This window comes from Archangium lipolyticum, from assembly GCF_024623785.1.
GTDB lineage: Bacteria > Myxococcota > Myxococcia > Myxococcales > Myxococcaceae > Archangium > Archangium lipolyticum.
On record NZ_JANKBZ010000007.1, the window covers coordinates 256,106 to 274,357 of the forward strand.

Annotated in this window: 12 protein-coding genes; 4 read left to right on the top strand and 8 right to left on the bottom strand. The window is 67.9% G+C overall.

What is annotated here, in order from left to right:
* Positions 1-8: 8 nt before the first annotated feature.
* The 5 genes from NR810_RS17995 to NR810_RS18025 all read right to left on the bottom strand — a co-directional run bounded on the left by NR810_RS17995 (position 9) and on the right by NR810_RS18025 (position 10,447).
* Positions 9-6,422 (bottom strand): hybrid sensor histidine kinase/response regulator, encoded by a 6,414-nt coding sequence (locus tag NR810_RS17995; RefSeq protein ID WP_257453940.1) that lies wholly within the window; start codon positions 6,420-6,422, stop codon positions 9-11.
* A gap of 110 nt (positions 6,423-6,532) precedes the next feature.
* Positions 6,533-8,773, bottom strand: a complete 2,241-nt coding sequence (locus NR810_RS18000; protein WP_306818276.1) for a response regulator — start codon at positions 8,771-8,773, stop codon at positions 6,533-6,535.
* 271 nt (positions 8,774-9,044) lie between these two features.
* Positions 9,045-9,419: a helix-turn-helix domain-containing protein gene (locus NR810_RS18015; protein WP_257453942.1), complete on the bottom strand. Its 375-nt coding sequence runs from the start codon at positions 9,417-9,419 to the stop codon at positions 9,045-9,047.
* Positions 9,420-9,486: 67 nt separating this feature from the next.
* Positions 9,487-9,951, bottom strand: coding sequence for a DUF2267 domain-containing protein (locus NR810_RS18020; RefSeq protein WP_257453943.1), 465 nt, complete (start codon positions 9,949-9,951; stop codon positions 9,487-9,489).
* A 124-nt stretch (positions 9,952-10,075) separates the two neighbouring features.
* Positions 10,076-10,447 carry a DUF423 domain-containing protein gene (locus tag NR810_RS18025; RefSeq protein ID WP_257453945.1) on the bottom strand — a complete coding sequence of 124 codons (372 nt, stop codon included), beginning with the start codon at positions 10,445-10,447 and terminating at the stop codon, positions 10,076-10,078.
* A gap of 122 nt (positions 10,448-10,569) precedes the next feature.
* On the opposite strand from NR810_RS18025, the gene NR810_RS18030 reads away from it, so the two are divergent.
* The 3 genes from NR810_RS18030 to NR810_RS18040 all read left to right on the top strand — a co-directional run bounded on the left by NR810_RS18030 (position 10,570) and on the right by NR810_RS18040 (position 14,782).
* A complete protein-coding gene (locus tag NR810_RS18030) occupies positions 10,570-11,199 on the top strand; it encodes an SET domain-containing protein (RefSeq protein WP_257453947.1) in 630 nt (209 codons plus the stop codon).
* A gap of 235 nt (positions 11,200-11,434) precedes the next feature.
* Positions 11,435-13,510, top strand: a complete 2,076-nt coding sequence (locus NR810_RS18035; RefSeq protein ID WP_257453948.1) for an alpha/beta hydrolase family protein — start codon at positions 11,435-11,437, stop codon at positions 13,508-13,510.
* A 126-nt stretch (positions 13,511-13,636) separates the two neighbouring features.
* Positions 13,637-14,782: an aminotransferase class V-fold PLP-dependent enzyme gene (locus tag NR810_RS18040; protein WP_257453950.1), complete on the top strand. Its 1,146-nt coding sequence runs from the start codon at positions 13,637-13,639 to the stop codon at positions 14,780-14,782.
* 66 nt (positions 14,783-14,848) lie between these two features.
* Here the strand turns inward: NR810_RS18040 and cysK are convergent, their stop codons facing one another.
* The 3 genes from cysK to NR810_RS18055 are packed head-to-tail and all read right to left on the bottom strand — an operon-like array spanning position 14,849 to position 17,386.
* Complete coding sequence (gene cysK, locus NR810_RS18045; protein WP_257453952.1) at positions 14,849-15,769, bottom strand: cysteine synthase A; 921 nt, start codon at positions 15,767-15,769, stop codon at positions 14,849-14,851.
* Between the two features lie 54 nt (positions 15,770-15,823).
* Positions 15,824-16,669, bottom strand: coding sequence for a serine O-acetyltransferase EpsC (gene epsC / locus NR810_RS18050; RefSeq protein ID WP_257453954.1), 846 nt, complete (start codon positions 16,667-16,669; stop codon positions 15,824-15,826).
* A gap of 18 nt (positions 16,670-16,687) precedes the next feature.
* Positions 16,688-17,386, bottom strand: a complete 699-nt coding sequence (locus NR810_RS18055) for a hypothetical protein (protein ID WP_257453955.1) — start codon at positions 17,384-17,386, stop codon at positions 16,688-16,690.
* Between the two features lie 151 nt (positions 17,387-17,537).
* Between NR810_RS18055 and NR810_RS18060 the strand changes: the two genes are divergently transcribed.
* The gene (locus NR810_RS18060; protein WP_257453957.1) at positions 17,538-18,245 is read left to right on the top strand and encodes a DUF6249 domain-containing protein; all 708 of its coding nucleotides are present in this window, start codon (positions 17,538-17,540) and stop codon (positions 18,243-18,245) included.
* Positions 18,246-18,252: the final 7 nt, after the last annotated feature.

Consider the following 18,252-nt stretch of genomic DNA (forward strand, 5'->3'; position numbering starts at 1 on the left):
CGGGTGCACTACCCGTTGGTACGGGTGCGGTCCGCGGTGCGGAACAGCCACACGCGCAGCAGGCTGAGCAGCTGATCCGTCTCGACGGGCTTGGTGATGTAGTCGCTGGCGCCCGCGTCGATGCACTTCTCGCGGTCGCCCTTCATCGCCTTGGCCGTGAGCGCGATGATGGGGAGGTTCTTCAGCTCGTTGACCTGGCGGATGGCGCGCATGGTCTCGTAGCCGTCCATCTCCGGCATCATCACGTCCATGAGCACCACGTTGAGGTCCGGCGTGGCGCGGATGAGTTCGATGCCCTTGCGGCCGTTCTCCGCGTAGATGACCTGCATCTTGTGCTTCTCCAGCACGCTGGTGAGGGCGAAGATGTTGCGCACATCGTCGTCCACCACCAGCACCTTCTTGCCGGCGAGCACCGGATCGCTCTGGTGCACCTGCTTGATCATCGCCCGCTTGTTCTCGGGCAGGTTGGCCTCCACGCGGTGCAGGAAGAGGGCCGTCTCGTCCAGGAGCTGCTCGGGCGACTTGACGCTCTTGATGATGATGGCGTCGGTGACGCGCTTGAGGACGGTCTCCTCCTCCTCGGAGAGCTCCTTGCCCGTGTAGACGATGATGGGCGGGGTGTGGCCCTGCTTCTTCATCGACTCGATGAGCTGCAGGCCCGTCATGTCCGGCAGACCCAGATCCAGCACCACGCAGTCGAAGTACTTCTCCTGCATGGCGGCCAGGGCCTCCTGCCCGCTGCCCACCGGTGTCGTCTTCACGTCGCCGTTGCCGATGAGGGTGACGATGCTGTCGCGCTGGCGCTGATCGTCCTCCACCACCAGCAGGTTCTTCACCGGCCGCTCGATGAAGCCCTTCACCCGGCCCAGGGCCTCGCTGAGGACCTCGCGGGTGGCCGGCTTCTGCAGCACCGCCAGGGCGCCCAACCTCAGGCCGCGGCTGCGCTCCTCCTCGCTGGCGGAGATGATGTGCACCGGGATGTGGCGGGTGCGGCTGTCGTGCTTGAGGCGGTCCAGCAGGTTCCACCCGTCGATGACGGGCAGCCCGATGTCCAGGGTGATGGCATCCGGCCGGAACTGCCGCGCCATGGCCAGACCCGTGTCGCCACGCAGCGCGACCAGGCCCTTGAAGCCGCGCTCCCGCGCCAGGCCGAGGATGATGCGGGCGAAGACGATGTCATCCTCGATGATGAGCAGCGTCCGGTCTCCCGGCTGGATGCTGCGCCGGTCGTCCTCGACATCCTCCTCCCGTGCGAGCTCCGCGTCCTGCATGGCGGTCTCCACCTCCGCGCGCAGGGCGTTGAGCCGCTCCTCGGACGCCGCCCGGTTGGAGCCGTTGCCATTGCCGTTGCCATTGGACAGCTGCGGGCGCGGCTGGCTGGGGGCGGGGACGTACGTCTGCGGCACGTAGAGGGTGAAGGTGCTGCCCTTGCCCGGCGCGCTGATGACCTTGATTTCACCACCCAGCAGCTTGGCGATCTCCCGGCTGATGGACAGACCCAGGCCAGTGCCGCCGTACTTGCGGCTGGTGGTGCCATCCGCCTGCTGGAAGGCCTCGAAGATGATGCGCTGCTTGCTCTCCGCGATGCCAATGCCCGTGTCGATGACGGAGAAGGCGAGCACCGAGCCACCCTGGTTGAGCACGGCGTGATCCACGCTCCAGCCGCCGCGGGCCGGACGCACGTCGAGGGTGACGTGGCCTTCCTCGGTGAACTTGAAGGCGTTGGCCAGCAGGTTCTTGAGCACCTGCTGCAGCCGGCGTCCGTCCGTGAGGATGTGCGCGGGCAGGCCCTGGGCGAAGTCCAGCTTGAAGCCCAGCTTCCGGTCCACCGCCACCTGGCGGAAGGTGCGCTCCACGAAGTCCTTCAGGCTGTCGAGCGACACCTCGTCCACGTCCACGCTCATCGTCCCGGACTCGATCTTCGACAGGTCCAGGATGTCGTTGATGAGGGAGAGCAGATCGCTTCCCGCGCCGTGGATCGTCTGGGCGAACTCCACCTGGCGGCCGCTGAGGTTGCCCTCGGAGTTCTCCGCCAGCAGCTTGGAGAGGATGAGCAGGCTGTTGAGCGGCGTGCGCAGCTCGTGGCTCATGTTGGCCAGGAACTCGCTCTTGTACTTGGAGGACAGGGCGAGCTGCTGGGCGCGATCCTCCAGCGACACCTTGGCCTGTTCGATCTCGCGGTTCTTCCGCTCGACCTCCATGTTCTGCACCTGGAGGAGGCGGCTGCGCTCCTCGAGCTCCTCGTTGGTCTGCTGCAGCTCTTCCTGCTGCTGCTTGAGGCGCTCCTCGGAGGCCTGGAGGCTCTTGGCCTGCTGCTCCAGGCGGCGGTTGGTCTCGGTGAGCTCCTGCTGCTGGCTGCGCAGCTCGTCGGCGAGGCTCTGCGACTGCTTGAGCAGCTCCTCCGTCCGCATGCCGGCGGCGATCGTGTTGAGCACGATGCCGATGGACTCGGTGAGCTGGTCGAGGAAGGACAGGTGCGTCTCGCTGAACCGGTAGAAGCTGGCCAGCTCGATGACGGCCTTCACGTTGCCCTCGAAGATGACGGGCAGCACGACGATGTTGAGCGGCTTGGACTCACCCAGTCCGCTGTTGATGCGGATGTAGTCGTCCGGCACGTCCGTGAGGAGGATGCGCTCCTTCTCCACGGCGCACTGGCCCACGAGGCCCTCGCCCAGCTTGAAGGAGTTGGCGAGGCTCTTGCGCTCCTTGTAGGCGTAGGTGGACAGCAGCCGCAGCACCTGGTTCTTGTCGGCGCCGTCCATCAGGTAGAACACGCCGTGCTGCGCCTGGACCAGGGGCGCCAGCTCCTTGAGGATGAGCTTGGAGACCGTCTCCAGCTCGCGCTGACCCTGCAGCAGGCGGGTGAAGCGCGCGAGGTTGGTCTTCAGCCAGTCCTGCTCGGTGTTCTTCTGCGTGGTGTCACGCAGGTTGGCGATCATCTGGTTGATGTTGTCCTTCAGGGCGGCCATCTCGCCCTGGGCCTCGACCGAGATGCTCCGGGTCAGGTCTCCCTTGGCCACCGCGGTGGCGACCTCGGCGAGCGAGCGCACCTGGGTGGTGAGCGAACCGGCCATGGAGTTCACGTTGTCGGTCAGGTCGCGCCACGTGCCGGCCGCGCCGGGCACACGGGCCTGGCCACCCAGCTTTCCTTCGATACCCACCTCGCGGGCCACCGTGGTCACCTGGTCGGCGAAGGTGGCCAGCGTGTCGATCATCCCGTTGATGGTGTCGGCCAGGGCGGCGATCTCACCCTTGGCGACGAGGGCCAGCTTGCGCTTCAGGTCACCGGCGGCGACCGCGGTCACCACCGTGGCGATGCCTCGCACCTGGGCGGTGAGGTTGCTCGCCATGCTGTTCACGTTGTCCGTGAGGTCCTTCCAGATACCGGCGACGCCCTGCACCTGCGCCTGGCCGCCCAGCTTTCCTTCCGTACCCACCTCGCGCGCCACGCGAGTCACTTCCGAGGCGAAGGACGAGAGCTGATCCACCATCGTGTTGATGGTCTGCTTCAGCTCGAGGATTTCGCCCTTCACGTCCACGGTGACCTTCTTGGACAGGTCTCCGTTGGCCACGGCGGCCGTCACCTTGGCGATGTCTCGCACCTGGGCGGTGAGGTTGCCGGCCATGCTGTTCACGTTGTCGGTGAGGTCCTTCCAGGTGCCGCTGACGCCCTTCACCTGGGCCTGACCGCCGAGCTTTCCTTCCGTACCCACTTCCTTGGCGACGCGGGTCACTTCCGAGGCGAACGAGGAGAGCTGGTCCACCATCGTGTTGATGGTGTTCTTGAGCTCGAGGATCTCTCCCTTCACGTCCACGGTGATCTTCTTGGAGAGATCTCCACGGGCCACCGCCGTCGTCACCTCGGCGATGTTGCGCACCTGGGCGGTGAGGTTGCTCGCCATCGAGTTCACGTTGTCGGTGAGGTCCTTCCACGTCCCCGACACGCCCTTCACCTGGGCCTGACCGCCGAGCTTTCCTTCCGTACCCACTTCGCGGGCGACGCGGGTCACCTCACCGGAGAAGGTGTTCAGGTTGTCCACCATCGTGTTGATGGTGTTCTTCAGCTCGAGGATCTCCCCCTTCACATCCACGGAGATCTTCTGGCCCAGGTCACCATTGGCGACCGCGGTGGCGACCTTGGCGATGTCACGCACCTGGGCGGTGAGGCCGCTGGCCATGCTGTTCACGCTGTCGGTGAGGTCCTTCCACGTACCGGCGACCCCGCGCACGACGGCCTGTCCACCCAGCTTGCCCTCGGTGCCCACCTCGCGAGCGACGCGGGTCACCTCGGAAGCGAAGGACGAGAGCTGATCCACCATCGTGTTGATGGTGTTCTTGAGCTCCAGGATTTCTCCCTTCACGTCCACGGAGATCTTCTTGGACAGGTCACCCGTGGCCACCGCGGTCGTCACCTTGGCGATGTCGCGCACCTGAGCGGTCAGGTTGCTGGCCATCTGGTTCACGTTGTCGGTGAGGTCCTTCCACGTACCGGCGACGCCTTCCACCTGCGCCTGGCCGCCCAGCTTTCCTTCCGTACCCACTTCCTTGGCGACGCGGGTCACTTCGGAAGCGAACGAGGAGAGCTGATCCACCATCGTGTTGATGGTGTTCTTCAGGGCGAGGATCTCGCCCTTCACGTCCACGGTGATCTTCTTGGACAGGTCACCGCGAGCAACGGCGGTGGTGACCTCGGCGATGTTGCGCACCTGAGCGGTCAGGTTGCTCGCCATCGAGTTCACGTTGTCGGTGAGGTCCTTCCAGGTGCCGGACACGTCCTTCACCTGCGCCTGGCCACCCAGCTTGCCCTCGGTACCCACCTCGCGGGCGACGCGCGTCACCTCGACGGAGAAGGTGTTGAGGTTGTCCACCATCTTGTTGATGGTGTTCTTCAGCTCGAGGATCTCGCCCTTCACGTCCACGGAGATCTTCTGGCCGAGGTCGCCGTTGGCGACGGCGGTGGCGACCTTCGCGATGTCGCGCACCTGGGCGGTGAGGCCGCTGGCCATGCTGTTCACGCTGTCCGTCAGGTCCTTCCAGGTGCCGCTGACGCCCTGCACCTGCGCCTGACCGCCCAGCTTTCCTTCGGTGCCCACCTCGCGGGCCACGCGGGTCACTTCCGAGGCGAACGAGGACAGCTGGTCCACCATCGTGTTGATGGTGTTCTTCAGGGCGAGGATCTCACCCTTGACGTCCACGGTGACCTTCTTGCTCAGGTCGCCGCGGGCCACCGCCGTGGTGACGTCCGCGATGTCACGCACCTGGGCGGTGAGGTTGCTGGCCATCTGGTTCACGTTGTCCGTGAGGTCCTTCCAGGTGCCGGCCACATCCTTCACCTGGGCCTGACCGCCGAGCTTGCCCTCCGTACCCACTTCGCGGGCAACACGGGTCACCTCGCCCGAGAAGGTGTTGAGGTTGTCCACCATCTTGTTGATGGTGTTCTTGAGCTCGAGGATTTCCCCCTTCACGTCCACGGTGACCTTCTGGCCCAGGTCACCGTTGGCCACCGCGGTCGCCACCTTGGCGATGTCACGCACCTGGGCGGTGAGGCCGCTGGCCATGCTGTTCACGTTGTCGGTGAGATCCTTCCACGTACCGGACACGCCCTTCACCTGGGCCTGACCACCCAGCTTGCCCTCGGTGCCCACTTCGCGGGCCACGCGGGTCACTTCGCCGGAGAAGGTGTTCAGGTTGTCCACCATCGTGTTGATGGTGTTCTTCAGCTCGGCGATCTCACCGCGCACGTCCACGGTGATCTTCTTGGACAGGTCGCCGTTGGCCACCGCCGTGGTCACCTTGGCGATGTCGCGCACCTGGTCGGTCAGGTTGCTCGCCATCAGGTTCACGCTGTCGGTGAGCTCCTTCCAGGTGCCGGACACGCCGCGCAGGACGGCCTGGCCGCCCAGCTTTCCTTCCGTACCCACCTCGCGGGCCACGCGGGTCACCTCGCTGGCGAACGAGGAGAGCTGGGCCACGGTGCTGTTGACCACCTGGGCGGTGCGGAGGAACTCGCCCTTGAGCGGGCGGCCCTCGACCTCGAGCGCCATGGTCTGGGCCAGGTCACCCTTGGCCACCGCGCCGATGACGCGCGCCACCTCGGTGGTGGGCTGCGCCAGGTCGGTGATGAGCGAGTTCATCGCATCCACGCTCGCCAGCCAGCCGCCGGAGGCGCCGTTGACCGTGATGCGCTGGGAGATGCGGCCCTCGCGGCCCACCACCTGGCTGATGCGCTCGAACTCGTGCGCCATCGCCTCGTTGAGTGCGATGATCTCGTTGAGCGTGTCGTAGAGCTTCCCCGTGGTACCCGTCTTGTCCTCGGGCATGCGGACGCGGAAGTCGCCCTTGCGGACGGACTGGAGCGTCTTGAGGAGGAGCTTGGTATCGAGCGCGTTCTCGGATTGCGCCTTCTCGGGCTGCGTGGCCATGGTGTGGGGCGTCTCCTGTGCTGCGACTGCGGGTCCGCGAGAGGGATCTCACCCGGGAGGAGGGCGAGGGGCCTGTCCGCGGTAGGGGGTTGAGAGCGGTGGGTCGGCCGTCAGGCCGCTGTACAGAGCTTCTTCAAGACTTGTGACAGATCATCCGAGGACACGGGCTTGACGAGGTGGGCGTCGAAGCCGGCCTCGAGCGCGCGTTTGCGGTCCTCGGGGTGGCCGTAGCCGGTGAGGGCCACGAGCCGGGTGGTGGAGCCGCCGGCCGAGGCGCGGACGAGCTCCGCCACCTTGTAGCCGTCCAGCTCCGGCAGCCCGATGTCCACCAGGGCCACCTGGGGGTGCTGGGAGAGGACCATGTCCACCGCCGAGCGCCCGTCGCTGGCCTCCTCCACGCGGTGCCCGTGGAGCTCCAGCAGATCCTTCAGCGTCTCGCGGATGTCCGGGTTGTCCTCCACCAGGAGGATGTGGAGCGGCTGCAGCTTGTTGAGGGAGGCGGCCGCCTTCACCATGTTCGGCAGGGAGAGCGCGGCGGGGACCTCGGGAGGCAGGGGGAGGCGGACGGTGAACTCGCTGCCCTTGGAAGGCCCCTCGCTGCGGGCGCTCACGCTGCCGCCGTGCATCTCCACCAGGCTGCGCACCAGGGTGAGACCCAGGCCGAGTCCGCCCTGGGCCCGGTCGCTGCCCGGATCCACCTGGACGAAGAGCTCGAAGACGCGGTGGAGCATCTCCGGCTTCAGGCCGATGCCGTTGTCGCGCACGCTCAGCATCAGCTCTTCGCCCTGGCGCTCGGCGCGCAGGTGGATCTGCCCGCCAGAGGGGGTGTACTTGGCCGCGTTGTGCAGCAGGTTGGCCACCACCTGCGTCATGCGGGTGGGGTCCACGTTCAGCATCACCTGCTCGGGTGGCAGGGAGACGCTCAGCTCGTGATGGCGCTGGGTGATGATGGGCTCGCAGGCCTGGACCGCGCCCTCCACCAGATCCGTCAGCGACACGGGGAGGGGCTTGAGCTCCACCTTCCCGCGGGTGATGCGGCTGACGTCCAGCAGGTCATCCACCAGCCGCGTCATGTGCGCCACCTGGCGATCCGCGCTGGAGATGGCCCGCTGGATGATGTCGTCCTGCCACATGCGCATCCGGAAGACCTCGAGCGCGTGGCGCACGGGGGCCAGGGGGTTGCGCAGCTCGTGGGCCAGCATGGCGAGGAACTCGTCCTTGCGGCGGTCCGCGTCGCGCAGCGCGCCGATGAGCCGCTCGCGCTCGAGCGCCACGGCCACCTGATCGCACACGCCCTGCATGAGGGACAGCTCGTCCGGGGAGAAGACGCGCATGGAGCGCGTGCCGAAGGCCAGCGTGCCCAGCACGCGTCCCTGGCTGATCAGCGGGTAGCACGCGATCGCGGCCAGCCCCAGCTCCGGCGCGGCGTCCGGCACGGGTCCATTGGCGGCGGCGCCACCGTCGAGCACCCAGCGCTTGTTCTCCGCGACCACCCGGCCCGCGACGCCCTGTCCGGGCTCCAGGTACTCCATCCGCGGGAGCATGGCCGACGGAATGCCCGCGTGCGTCGCGAGCGAAAGCGCGCCAGGGCCCTCCTGGACGAGGTAGCCCAGGCACACCTCGAGCCCCATGTGGGCCGTGAGCTGGCCGTGGACGCCATCGAGCAGGGCGCGCCCGTCGGTGCCCTTCAGCAGGCGGCTGGCGGTGTCCGCCAGCAGCCGCAGCCGCGCGTTGCTCTCGTGCAGTGCCGACTGGGCCTGTTCCTTCTCCTGGACCAGCCGCGCCAGCTCCTGGGCACGCTGCTCGCGGGCCTCGGACACCTTGCGCTCGCGCTCCACTTCCTGCTCCAGCAGGGAGCGCTCGTACTGCGAGCGGGCCTCGGCCAGTTGCCGCTCATGCTCGCGGTTCTCCGCCTGCCGCAGCAGCTCCGCCTGCCGCCGCACCTCCTCCTTCTTGCGGTGCAGGTCCAGGAACACACCCACCTTCGTCCGCAGCACCTCCGGGACGATGGGCTTGAAGAGGTAGTCCACCGCGCCCAGCTCGTAGCCGCGCGTGACGTTCACCTCGCTGCGGGTGTTGGCGGTGATGAAGATGATGGGGATGTGCCGCGTGCGCTCACGCATGCGGATGAGACTGGCGGTCTCATATCCATCCATCCCCGGCATCTGCACATCCAGGAGGATGAGGGCGAAGTCGCGATCCAACAGCAGGCGCAGGGCCTCGTCTCCGGACGAGGCGGTGACGACGTTGGCACCCAGGTCCGCCATCAGCACCTCCAGGGAGCGGAGGTTGGCTGGGGTGTCATCAACGGTGAGCACGTCGACGCGCGGGAGCGCTGTAGGGGAAGACATGGTGGTCGAGGCCGTGGGCGCGCGAACCGTCCGAGGATCAGACGTCGCACCTCTTTACAGCCTTCTCACCTTCCAACCCAGCGTGAACGGTGCTTTGGCTGTCGGCTGACTGACGTCCAGACGGCCAGCCGTGCCAGGGAATGTCTCGTGCACGACAGTGGGGGTGCGGAGTCCGGTGGGAAATGGCCGATGGACGACACTCCGCCCCGACAGATGTCGGAGGGGGGATGACGTGAGATGACAGCTTCTACTGAGAAGGGAGTTGCCGCCTTCAATCCTCGTCGGGGTGGGTGATGGCCCGGAGGAGGATGCGGAACAATCGGAACCTGTCGGGGGGCAGCTCGCGCACGAGCACGGTGAGGCGCCGGACCTCGGGCGACTCGCCGGGCTCGTCCGTGGCGGGCTTCTCCAGAGGGGTGATGTCCCGGGGTTTCAAGGAGAGGAGTACATCGGCAGACAGACGCAGGGTGACGCACAGCTGCCAGAGCTTGGGGACGCTGGGCAACATGTCTCCACGCTCGACGCGCCCGTAGACCTCCGGGGCGAAACCCACCGCCCGGGCCACCTGCTCCTGGGTGAGGTCCAGGTGCATGCGGGCCCTGCGTAGCACTGCACCGAGCTGGGGTTGCGGCGTCTCGTCCATCATGAAGTGGGCGGACCCTACTTCATGGAACGAGTGGCTGGGAACAAACCTGATTCGTGCTCACGCGGTGTCAGATGGCGCGGGCCCAGAGCGCGCGCAGGTCCGCGGGCAGCTCGTCGCCGACCTGCGCGGCCTCGCCCTCGCTGAGGTGGGCGCGCACCGTGGAGAAGACCGCCCGGGTGATGCACTCGGCCTGGGCCGTGTCGCCGCCGAGCTCCCCGGCCACCCGCTGGAGCAGCGCGTCCACACTGGAATTCCGCAGGGGCCGCTCCCGCTGTGGATCGCAGCCCTGGAGCGCCTCCTGGAGCTTCACCGGGAGCCGTGACCGGGGATCGCCCGCCTCGCATTGGAGGAGCCACTGCTCCAGCGTGCACAGCACCGAGAAGAGCGCCTTCTCCGCGAGCTCGCTCGGCAGGCCGCTCTTCTCGCGCAGTCCCTCGAGGAAGAGCGAATACGTCCGCGCACGCCTCGCCTCGCGCCGCCGGGCGCGCAAGTCCTGTCCCTGTTCTCCGAAGCCTTCGGGCTCGTCCGCCATGGGCGCTCACCTCCTGGCGGATACGGTGGGTATCCAGAGGAGGAGATGCACCCGTCGAGGGCCCGGGCATGGGGGGAGCGGGGAGGCGGGTCCCGTACTGGGGAATGGAATGGCGCCTTCCGGCTCAGCCCGTCTGGCGCCAGGCGGCGAGGGCGAACAACACCCAGCCCACGAGGAAGCCGACCCCGCCAAACGGCGTGATGGCGCCCAGGACGCGCACCCCGGAGAGCGCCAGCGCGTACAGGCTGCCCGAGAAGAGGACGATGCCGGCGAGCATCGCCCAGCCCGCCGCGTTCAGCAGGGGATTGGGACGCAGCTGCATCAGCAGCCCCATCGCGATCAGCCCGAGCGAGTGGTACATCTGGTAGCGCGCGCCGGTTTCGAAGATGGTCAACAGGTCCGGGGAGAGCCTTGCCTTCAGCGCGTGCGCGCCGAATGCTCCCGCCGCCACGGATATGAACGCGCTTGCCGCGCCAAGAATGAGCCACAGCCGCATCGCCAGAGCGCCTTTCTTCCTTCAGAGGTCCGACTGAGGCACCCTACCGCGCCTTCCCTGGCGCGTCTCCACCGCACTTTCCGATGCCCGCTCCCACCACCAAGAAGCCCTCCTCCCGCAAGATGCCCACCCTCTCGCCCCAGCCCTTCGTGCTCAGGCCCTCGTCCATCCAGGGCCAGGGCGCCTTCGCCACGCGGCCCATCCGCAAGGGCGCGCGCATCATCGAGTACGTCGGCCAGCGCATCTCCCAGGCCGAGGCGGACGAGCGCTACGACGACACCTCCATGTCCCGCCACCACACCTTCCTCTTCAACGTGGACGAGGACACCGTCATCGACGCCGCCTACGAGGGCAACGACGCGCGCTTCATCAACCACTCGTGCGACCCCAACTGCCAGGCCTTCCTCGAGGGAGATCGCATCTACATCTACGCCCTTCGCGCCATCTCCGAGGGCGAGGAGCTCTGCTACGACTACGCCTATGACCGCACCGAGGACATGGGCGAGGAGGAGGAGCAGCTCTATGTCTGCCGCTGCGGCGCGGCCAACTGCCGTGGCACCATCCTCGCCCCCAGCGAGGAGCAGAAGCCGGAGCCCCGGAAGAAGGCCCCGGTGAAGGCCTCGAAGAAGAAGTCGTCCGGCTCCGCTCGTCAGCCTCCGGCGGCTACCCGGAAGGGGAAGTCCTCCTCCAGGTCCGGCCGCTCCGGGCCAGGGAAGAAGTCCCGCTCGGGGACTCGCGCCGCCCGCGGTTGACGCGGCGCTTCCTGGTTCACGGTGGGAGCACGGGGACGGCTACCCTCACCCCGTCCCTCTCCCGGTGGGAGAGGGGAGGTTGACTCGGTGTATGGGTGGGGGGCCCGGGTTCGTGGCTCCTCGGCCGCTCGGGCATGAACGGTGGACAGCAACGGTTGGAACGGGCACCGTCCACCCGCCTCGCGCCCCGGCATCCGCTGGAGCCCGCGAGCGGTTGACTCCCACGGAGGCCTCTTTGTCTCTCTCCCTCATGGCGGCACTCGCCCTCGCCGCCGCTCCCGCCAAGACGCAGCCGTACACCATCCAGGACCAGGTCTCGATGCGCCGGATCAGCAGTCCGAGCGCCTCTCCGGATGGCAAGCGCATCGCCTTCGTGTTGCGCTCCACCGACCTCGAGGCCAACAAGGGCCGCACCGACCTGTGGCTGATCAACGCCGACGGCAGTGGTCTGCGTCAGCTCACCCACTCCCCCGAGAGTGAGGGCCAGCCCGTCTGGAGCCCGGATGGTCGGAGCCTCTTCTTCCTCGCCTCGCGCGGGGGTTCCAGCCAGGTGTTCCGCCTGCCGCTGGATGGTGGCGAGGCCCAGCCCGTCACGAAGCTGCCCCTGGACGTGGGCGCCTTCGTCCTGTCGCGGGACGGCAAGGCGCTCGCCGTCGCCCTGGAGGTCTTCCCCGACTGCCCCACGCTGGAGTGCACCACCCAGCGGCTGAAGACGCGGTCGCAGCAGAAGAACACCGGCCGTGTCTACGACAAGCTCTTCGTCCGTCACTGGGACACGTGGGCGGATGGCCGGCGCAACCACCTCTTCGTGCTGCCGGTGGATGGCGGCGCCGCCCCGCGTGACGTGATGGTGGGCATGGATGCCGACGGGCCCAGCAAGCCCTTTGGCGGCCCCGACGAGTTCACCTTCACCCCGGACGGCAAGGGGCTCGTCTTCACCGCGCGCGACGTGGGCAACAGCGAGTCCTGGTCCACCGACCTGGACCTGTTCCTCGCCCCGGTGGACAAGCCGGGCACGCCGAGGAAGCTCACCGAGAAGAACCGCGCCACGGACACCCAGCCCGTGTTCAGCCCGGACGGCAAGACGCTCGCGTATCTGGCCATGTCGCGCCCGGGCTTCGAGTCGGATCGGCTGCGCGTGGTGCTGCGCTCGTGGTCCGACGGCAAGGAGCGCGTCCTCGCCGAGCAGTGGGACCGGTCGGCCGGCTCGCTCACCTGGATGCCGGATGGCAAGTCGGTGCTCGTCACCGCGGATGACATGGGCCAGCACCCCGCCTTCTCCATCGACGTGGCGAGCGGCCAGGTGCGTGCGATCAGCGGGAAGGGCGGTGCCGCCGCTCCGCAGGGGGTGGCGGATGGCCGCGTCATCTTCCTGCGCGAGGACCTGAAGGCGCCCGCGGACCTGTACTCGGCGCGTGCGGACGGGAGCGACGTGCGGCAGCTCACGCGCGTCAACGAGGAGGCGCTGGCCCGCATCCGCTTCGGCGACTACGAGCAGTTCGAGTTCGCCGGTTGGAATGGCGAGACGGTGCGTGGCTACGTGGTGAAGCCGGTCGACTTCGATGCGAAGAAGAAGTACCCGGTGGCCTTCCTCATTCACGGTGGCCCGCAGGGCAGCTTCGGCAACCGCTTCAACTACCGGTGGAACCCGCAGACGTACGCGGGCCGGGGCTACGCGGCGGTGATGGTCGACTTCCACGGCTCCACGGGCTACGGCCAGGCCTTCACGGACTCCATCAGTGGGGACTGGGGCGGCAAGCCGCTGGAGGATCTGCAGAAGGGCCTGGAGGCGGCCATCAAGCGCTACGGGTTCCTGGACGGTGACAAGGTGTGCGCGCTGGGGGCGAGCTACGGCGGGTACATGATCAACTGGATCGCCGGCCAGATGCCGGACCGGTTCCGGTGCCTGGTGAACCACGACGGCAACCTGGACGAGAAGCTGGCGTACTTCAACACGGAGGAGCTGTGGTTCCCCGAGTGGGAGCACGGTGGAACGCCGTGGGACAAGCCCGAGGGCTACACGAAGCACAACCCGATCGACCATGTGGCGAAGTGGAAGACGCCGATGCTGGTCATCCACGGCGGGCAGGACTTCCGGGTGGTGGACACGCAGGGCCTGTCGACGTTCACGGTGCTGCAGCGCCGGGGAATCCCATCGAAGCTGCTCTACTTCCCGGACGAGAACCACTGGGTCCTGAAGCCGGCGAACAGCATCCAGTGGCACGAGACGGTGTTGGACTGGCTGGACCAGTGGGCGAAGGGCGGAAGCAAGAAGCCGTCGGTGGCGCCGCTGGCGAAGGAAGCGCAGTAGCCGTCGCCAACAACCCCTCTCCCTCTGGGAGAGGGCCGGGGTGAGGGGATGTGCCTCCCCTGGCCCCGTGACGCTGGCGGCGCGTTCCCTCGCGCGGACGCGCCGCCCTGGCATGATGCGCATGCCATGACCTCGCCCCTCGACCTCGACAGGTACCGCGCCGAGTTCCCCGTCGTTCAGGAGCAGCTCTACTTCAACCACGCCGGGGTCTCGCCCACGAGCGTGCGCGTCGCCACCGCCATGCGCGAGTGGTTGGACGATGTCCTCCACCACGGCGTCCGCTACGAGCGCGGCTGGGAGGCCCGGACGGAGAAGACCCGCGAGCTCGCCGCGCGCATCATCGGCGCCTCTCCGGCGGAGATCGCCCTGGTGCGCAACACCAGTCACGGCCTCGGGCTCATCGCCGAGGGGCTGGACTGGAAGCCGGGAGACGAGGTCGCCGTCGCCTCGTCCCTCGAGTATCCCTCCAACGTCTACCCCTGGCTCCACCTGCGCGACCGCGGCGTCTCCGTCCGGGAGATCGAACCTCGCGAGGGCGGCGTCACCCCCGAGGCCGTCGCCGCCGCGCTCACCCCGCGCACCCGGCTCGTGGCCCTCAGCTCCGTCCAGTTCGCCACCGGCTACCGCACGGACCTGGAGGCCATTGGCGCCCTCTGCGAGCGCTCGGGAGTCCTGTTCTGCGTGGATGGCATCCAGAGCGTCGGCTGCATCCCCGTGGACGTGAAGAAGAGCCGCATCCACTTCCTCAGCGCCGACAGCCACAAGTGGATGATCGGCGTCTCCGGGATTGGCTTCCTCTACGTGGACCGCGACGTGCTCCCGCGCGTGCGCCCCGTGCTCGTCGGCTGGCGCTCCACCACCGACGCCTGGAACTTCAACCGCGCCCACTTCGAGCTGCGCCCGGACGCCACGAAGTTCGAGGAGGGGAGTCACAACTACGCCGGCACCTATGCCCTCGGCGCCGCCCTCGGCCTGCTGCTGGAAGTGGGCATGGAGAACGTCGCGGCTCGCATCCGGGAGCTGCTCGCGTACGCGGACCGCGAGCTGCGTGCCATCGGGTGCGACACCGGGCCCTCCCCCGAGCACCGCGCCGGCATCCTGACCTTCCTGCCTCCCCAGGGGGAGGCGAGGGCGCTCGCTTCGTACCTGTCCGAGCGGAATGTCAGCTTCTCGCTGCGCCGCGGGCGCATCCGCATCTCGCCCCACTTCTACAACCAGCCCGAGGAGCTGGACCGGCTCGTGGCGATGGTGCGCGGGTTCTCCGGTAGGTGACGCATACCCTCACCCCGACCCTCTCCCAGAGGGAGAGGGAGGGGTTGGAGAGAGGGGGAGACGGGGTTACTGCGCCGGGAAGAGGCTCTCGATGGAGAGGTAGCGCTCGCCCGTGTCGTAGCAGAAGCAGAGCACCCGGCTCTTCTCGGGGACCTCCCCCAGCTTCTTGTTCACCGCCGCCAGCGCCGCTCCCGAGGAGATACCCACGAAGATGCCCTCCTCACGCGCCGACCTCCTCGTGAAGTCGAACGCCTCCTCCTCCGTCACCTGGATGACCCCGTCCAGCGCCTCCTTGTGCAGGTTCTTCGGGATGAAGCCCGCTCCAATCCCCTGGATCGGGTGCGGCCCCGGCGCTCCTCCGCTGATGACCGGCGACTTCGCCGGCTCCACCGCGAATACCTTCAGCTTCGGCCAGTGCTGCTTCAGCACCTCCGCGCACGCCGTGATGTGTCCGCCCGTCCCCACGCCCGTGATCAGGTAGTCCAGGCCCTCGGGGAAGTCCTTGAGGATCTCCTGCGCCGTCGTGCGCTTGTGGATCTCGATGTTCGCCTCGTTCTCGAACTGCTGCGGCATCCACGCGTTCGGAATCTGCGCCACCATCTCCTGCGCCCGCGCGATGGCACCCTTCATGCCCTGCGCCCTCGGCGTCAGCTCGAACGTCGCACCGTACGCCGCCATCAGCCGGCGCCGCTCGATGCTCATCGACTCGGGCATCACCAGGATGAGCTTGTAGCCCTTCACCGCCGCCACCATCGCCAGGCCGATTCCCGTGTTGCCCGACGTCGGCTCGATGATGACGCTGTCCTTCTTCAGCACGCCCCGCTTCTCGGCGTCCTCGATCATCGCCAGGCCGATGCGGTCCTTGATGCTGCCGCCCGGGTTGGCCCGCTCCAGCTTGATGTACACCTCGACGCTGGCGGGGAAGAGCCGGTTGACACGGACGTGCGGCGTGTTGCCGATCGTCTCCAGGATGTTGTTCGCCTTCATGGGTCGTGGGCCTCGCTGAGGAATGTCTGCTGCGGCAGATGGACCTCTGCTATATCAGATGTGATACTCGAGTTCGTCGAATTCCGCACCCCCATGTCGCGGGCGGACCTCGCTGCGCCGGCTGACGACGGACTCGGGGGGGATGCTGTGGGTGATGAAGGCGTTGCCGGCGATGACGCTGCCGCGGCCCACCACCGTCTGGCCTCCGAGGATGGTGGCGTTCGCGTACACCACCACATCGTCCTCCAGGGTCGGGTGGCGCTTCTTGTCCGCCAGATCCTTCTGGACCTGTAGGGCGCCCAGGGTGACGCCCTGGTAGATGTTGACCCGGTCTCCGATGACGGTCGTCTCTCCAATCACCACGCCCGTGCCGTGGTCGATGACGAAGCGCCGCCCGATGGTCGCCCCCGGGTGGATGTCGACCCCCGTGCGCTGGTGCGCCAGCTCGGTGAGGAGCCGGGGCAGCAACGGGAAGCCCAGGCCGAGCAGCGCGTGGGCGATCCGATAGATGGCGATGGCGTAGAAGCCCGGGTAGGTGAGGATGACCTCGTCCACGCTGCGCGCCGCGGGGTCCGCCTCGAAGATGGCCTCAGCGTCCTGGCGCAGAAAGGCGTAGATCTCCGGGAGTTGCTCCATGAAGCGGCCGGGCAGGTCCGGTGCGAGGCCCTGGTAGCGCGACGCGAGCGTCTCCAACGTCCGCGTCAGCACCGCCTCCACCACCGCCACCTCGGAGCGCACCGCGACCGCGCTACAGTCCAGCCGCTTGGAGAAGTGGGGGAAGAGGAGCGCGAGCACCTTGTCGATGAACTCCGGGGCCGCGTGGCGGACGTCCGGAGGGAAGCAGTGGTGCTTGCGCGCGTCGATGAGCGTCTGGATGAGCCGGCCGTTGGGTTCTCCCATGAAACGGCAGGTTAACCGCTAGTAGCGACCGCCGCCCAGTGCGCTGACGGCGGCCGAGAGCACCCGGTTCTCCACACCCCAGACGGCCTTGTTGAGCCCCTTGATGCCGGCCCCTCGCAGGTAGTCCGTGAAGTCGTGCAGGGCCGTGGAGCGCTGCATGCCCTCGCCCTTGGCCGCGTAGAGGAGCGGGGTGTTCGGCGCGCCCGTCATCCCCAGGTCCGGGCAGGCCTCGGACAGCTTCTGGGCGTCGATGCCCGTGGCCGCCGACAGCATGGCCACCGTGAACTTGTGCACGGGCAGCTCCCGGGCATTCGGAATCTTCTCCAGCACCTTCTTCCGCGTCTCCGGGCCGGAGTCCAGCTTGTCCAGCGTCACCCTGGACATGGCGAGCAGCTGCTCGTTCGTCACGTGCTTGTTGTCCAGGATGGCCCGGCGGAAGAGGCTCTCCGGCGTGTCACCCTTGATGGTGATGTCGCACTTCTTGAGGCGCTCGAGCATGCCGTTGATGGCACGCCCCACCTCCGAGTCCGCCGGGCCCCGCCAGGTGCCGACGGTGGCCAGGGCCGTGGCCTTCGCCCCCACCGCCTCGAAGCCACTCTTCAGGGCGTGGCCCACCTCCCGGGCGGCGGCCGCCGTGGGCGCTGCGGGCGCGGACTCGGTCCGGGCGGGTTGGGAGGGCAGCTTGACGGCAACGGGGCGGCGGCCAATCGGGTCCATGGCCGGATTATCCGTGGTTCACGGAGAGAGTTGCTACCCGGGGGGTGGAATCCGGCGTGGGTGGGTTCCGCGCGGAAAAAATCCAGGGCTGAATCCAAGTGGCCGGGGCCGGGAGTCCTAACGCCCAGAAAACCGACGGAAGGAGTCCTTCATGAAGTTCCAGCTGCTCACCCTCTGCCTCCTGGCCACCCTCGCGGGAGAGGCGCGGGCCCAGTCCGTACCCGAGGCCGAAACCCCCGCCGCCCCCTCCACGCCGCCTCCTCCCCCCATGCCGCGCTCCCCTCGGCTCGAAGCGCAGCGCCAGGAGCTGGAGGCCCGCCGGAAGGACCTCGACGCCCAGCGCCAGGCGTTGGAGGCGGATATCCAGCAATTGGAGGAGCAGGCGCGGCGGATCGATCCAGAAGGGCGGCTCAGCTCCGACCAGCTCTTCGAGCTGCTCCAGGCGCGCGAGCATCGTCGGATGTCCAACGCTGATGTCGATCCCGGCCCCTACCTCGTCAGCGTGAGCCTCTTCAGCTGCCTGCTGGTGGGCTTCCTGGCATGGCTGGTGGCCAACAACCGCAAGAGCCGTCATCTCCATGAGACGGTGCGCATGATGGTGGAGAAGGGGGCGGAGATTCCCCCCGGGCTGCTCGCGCCGCCGCCCAAGCGCAAGCCGTCCGATCTGCGGCGGGGAATCATCCTGTCCACGGCGGGCGTGGGGCTGACGATCTTCCTGGGGGCCCTCCCTGACTCGGACGGGGCCTGGGGCGCCGGGGTGACGCTCTTCCTCATCGGCGTGGGGCACCTGCTCGTCTGGCGGCTGCAGCGAGGCCGGGGTCCCCTGGCGTCCGAGCTCTCGCCGGAGCCCCAGCTGTAACCCCCAC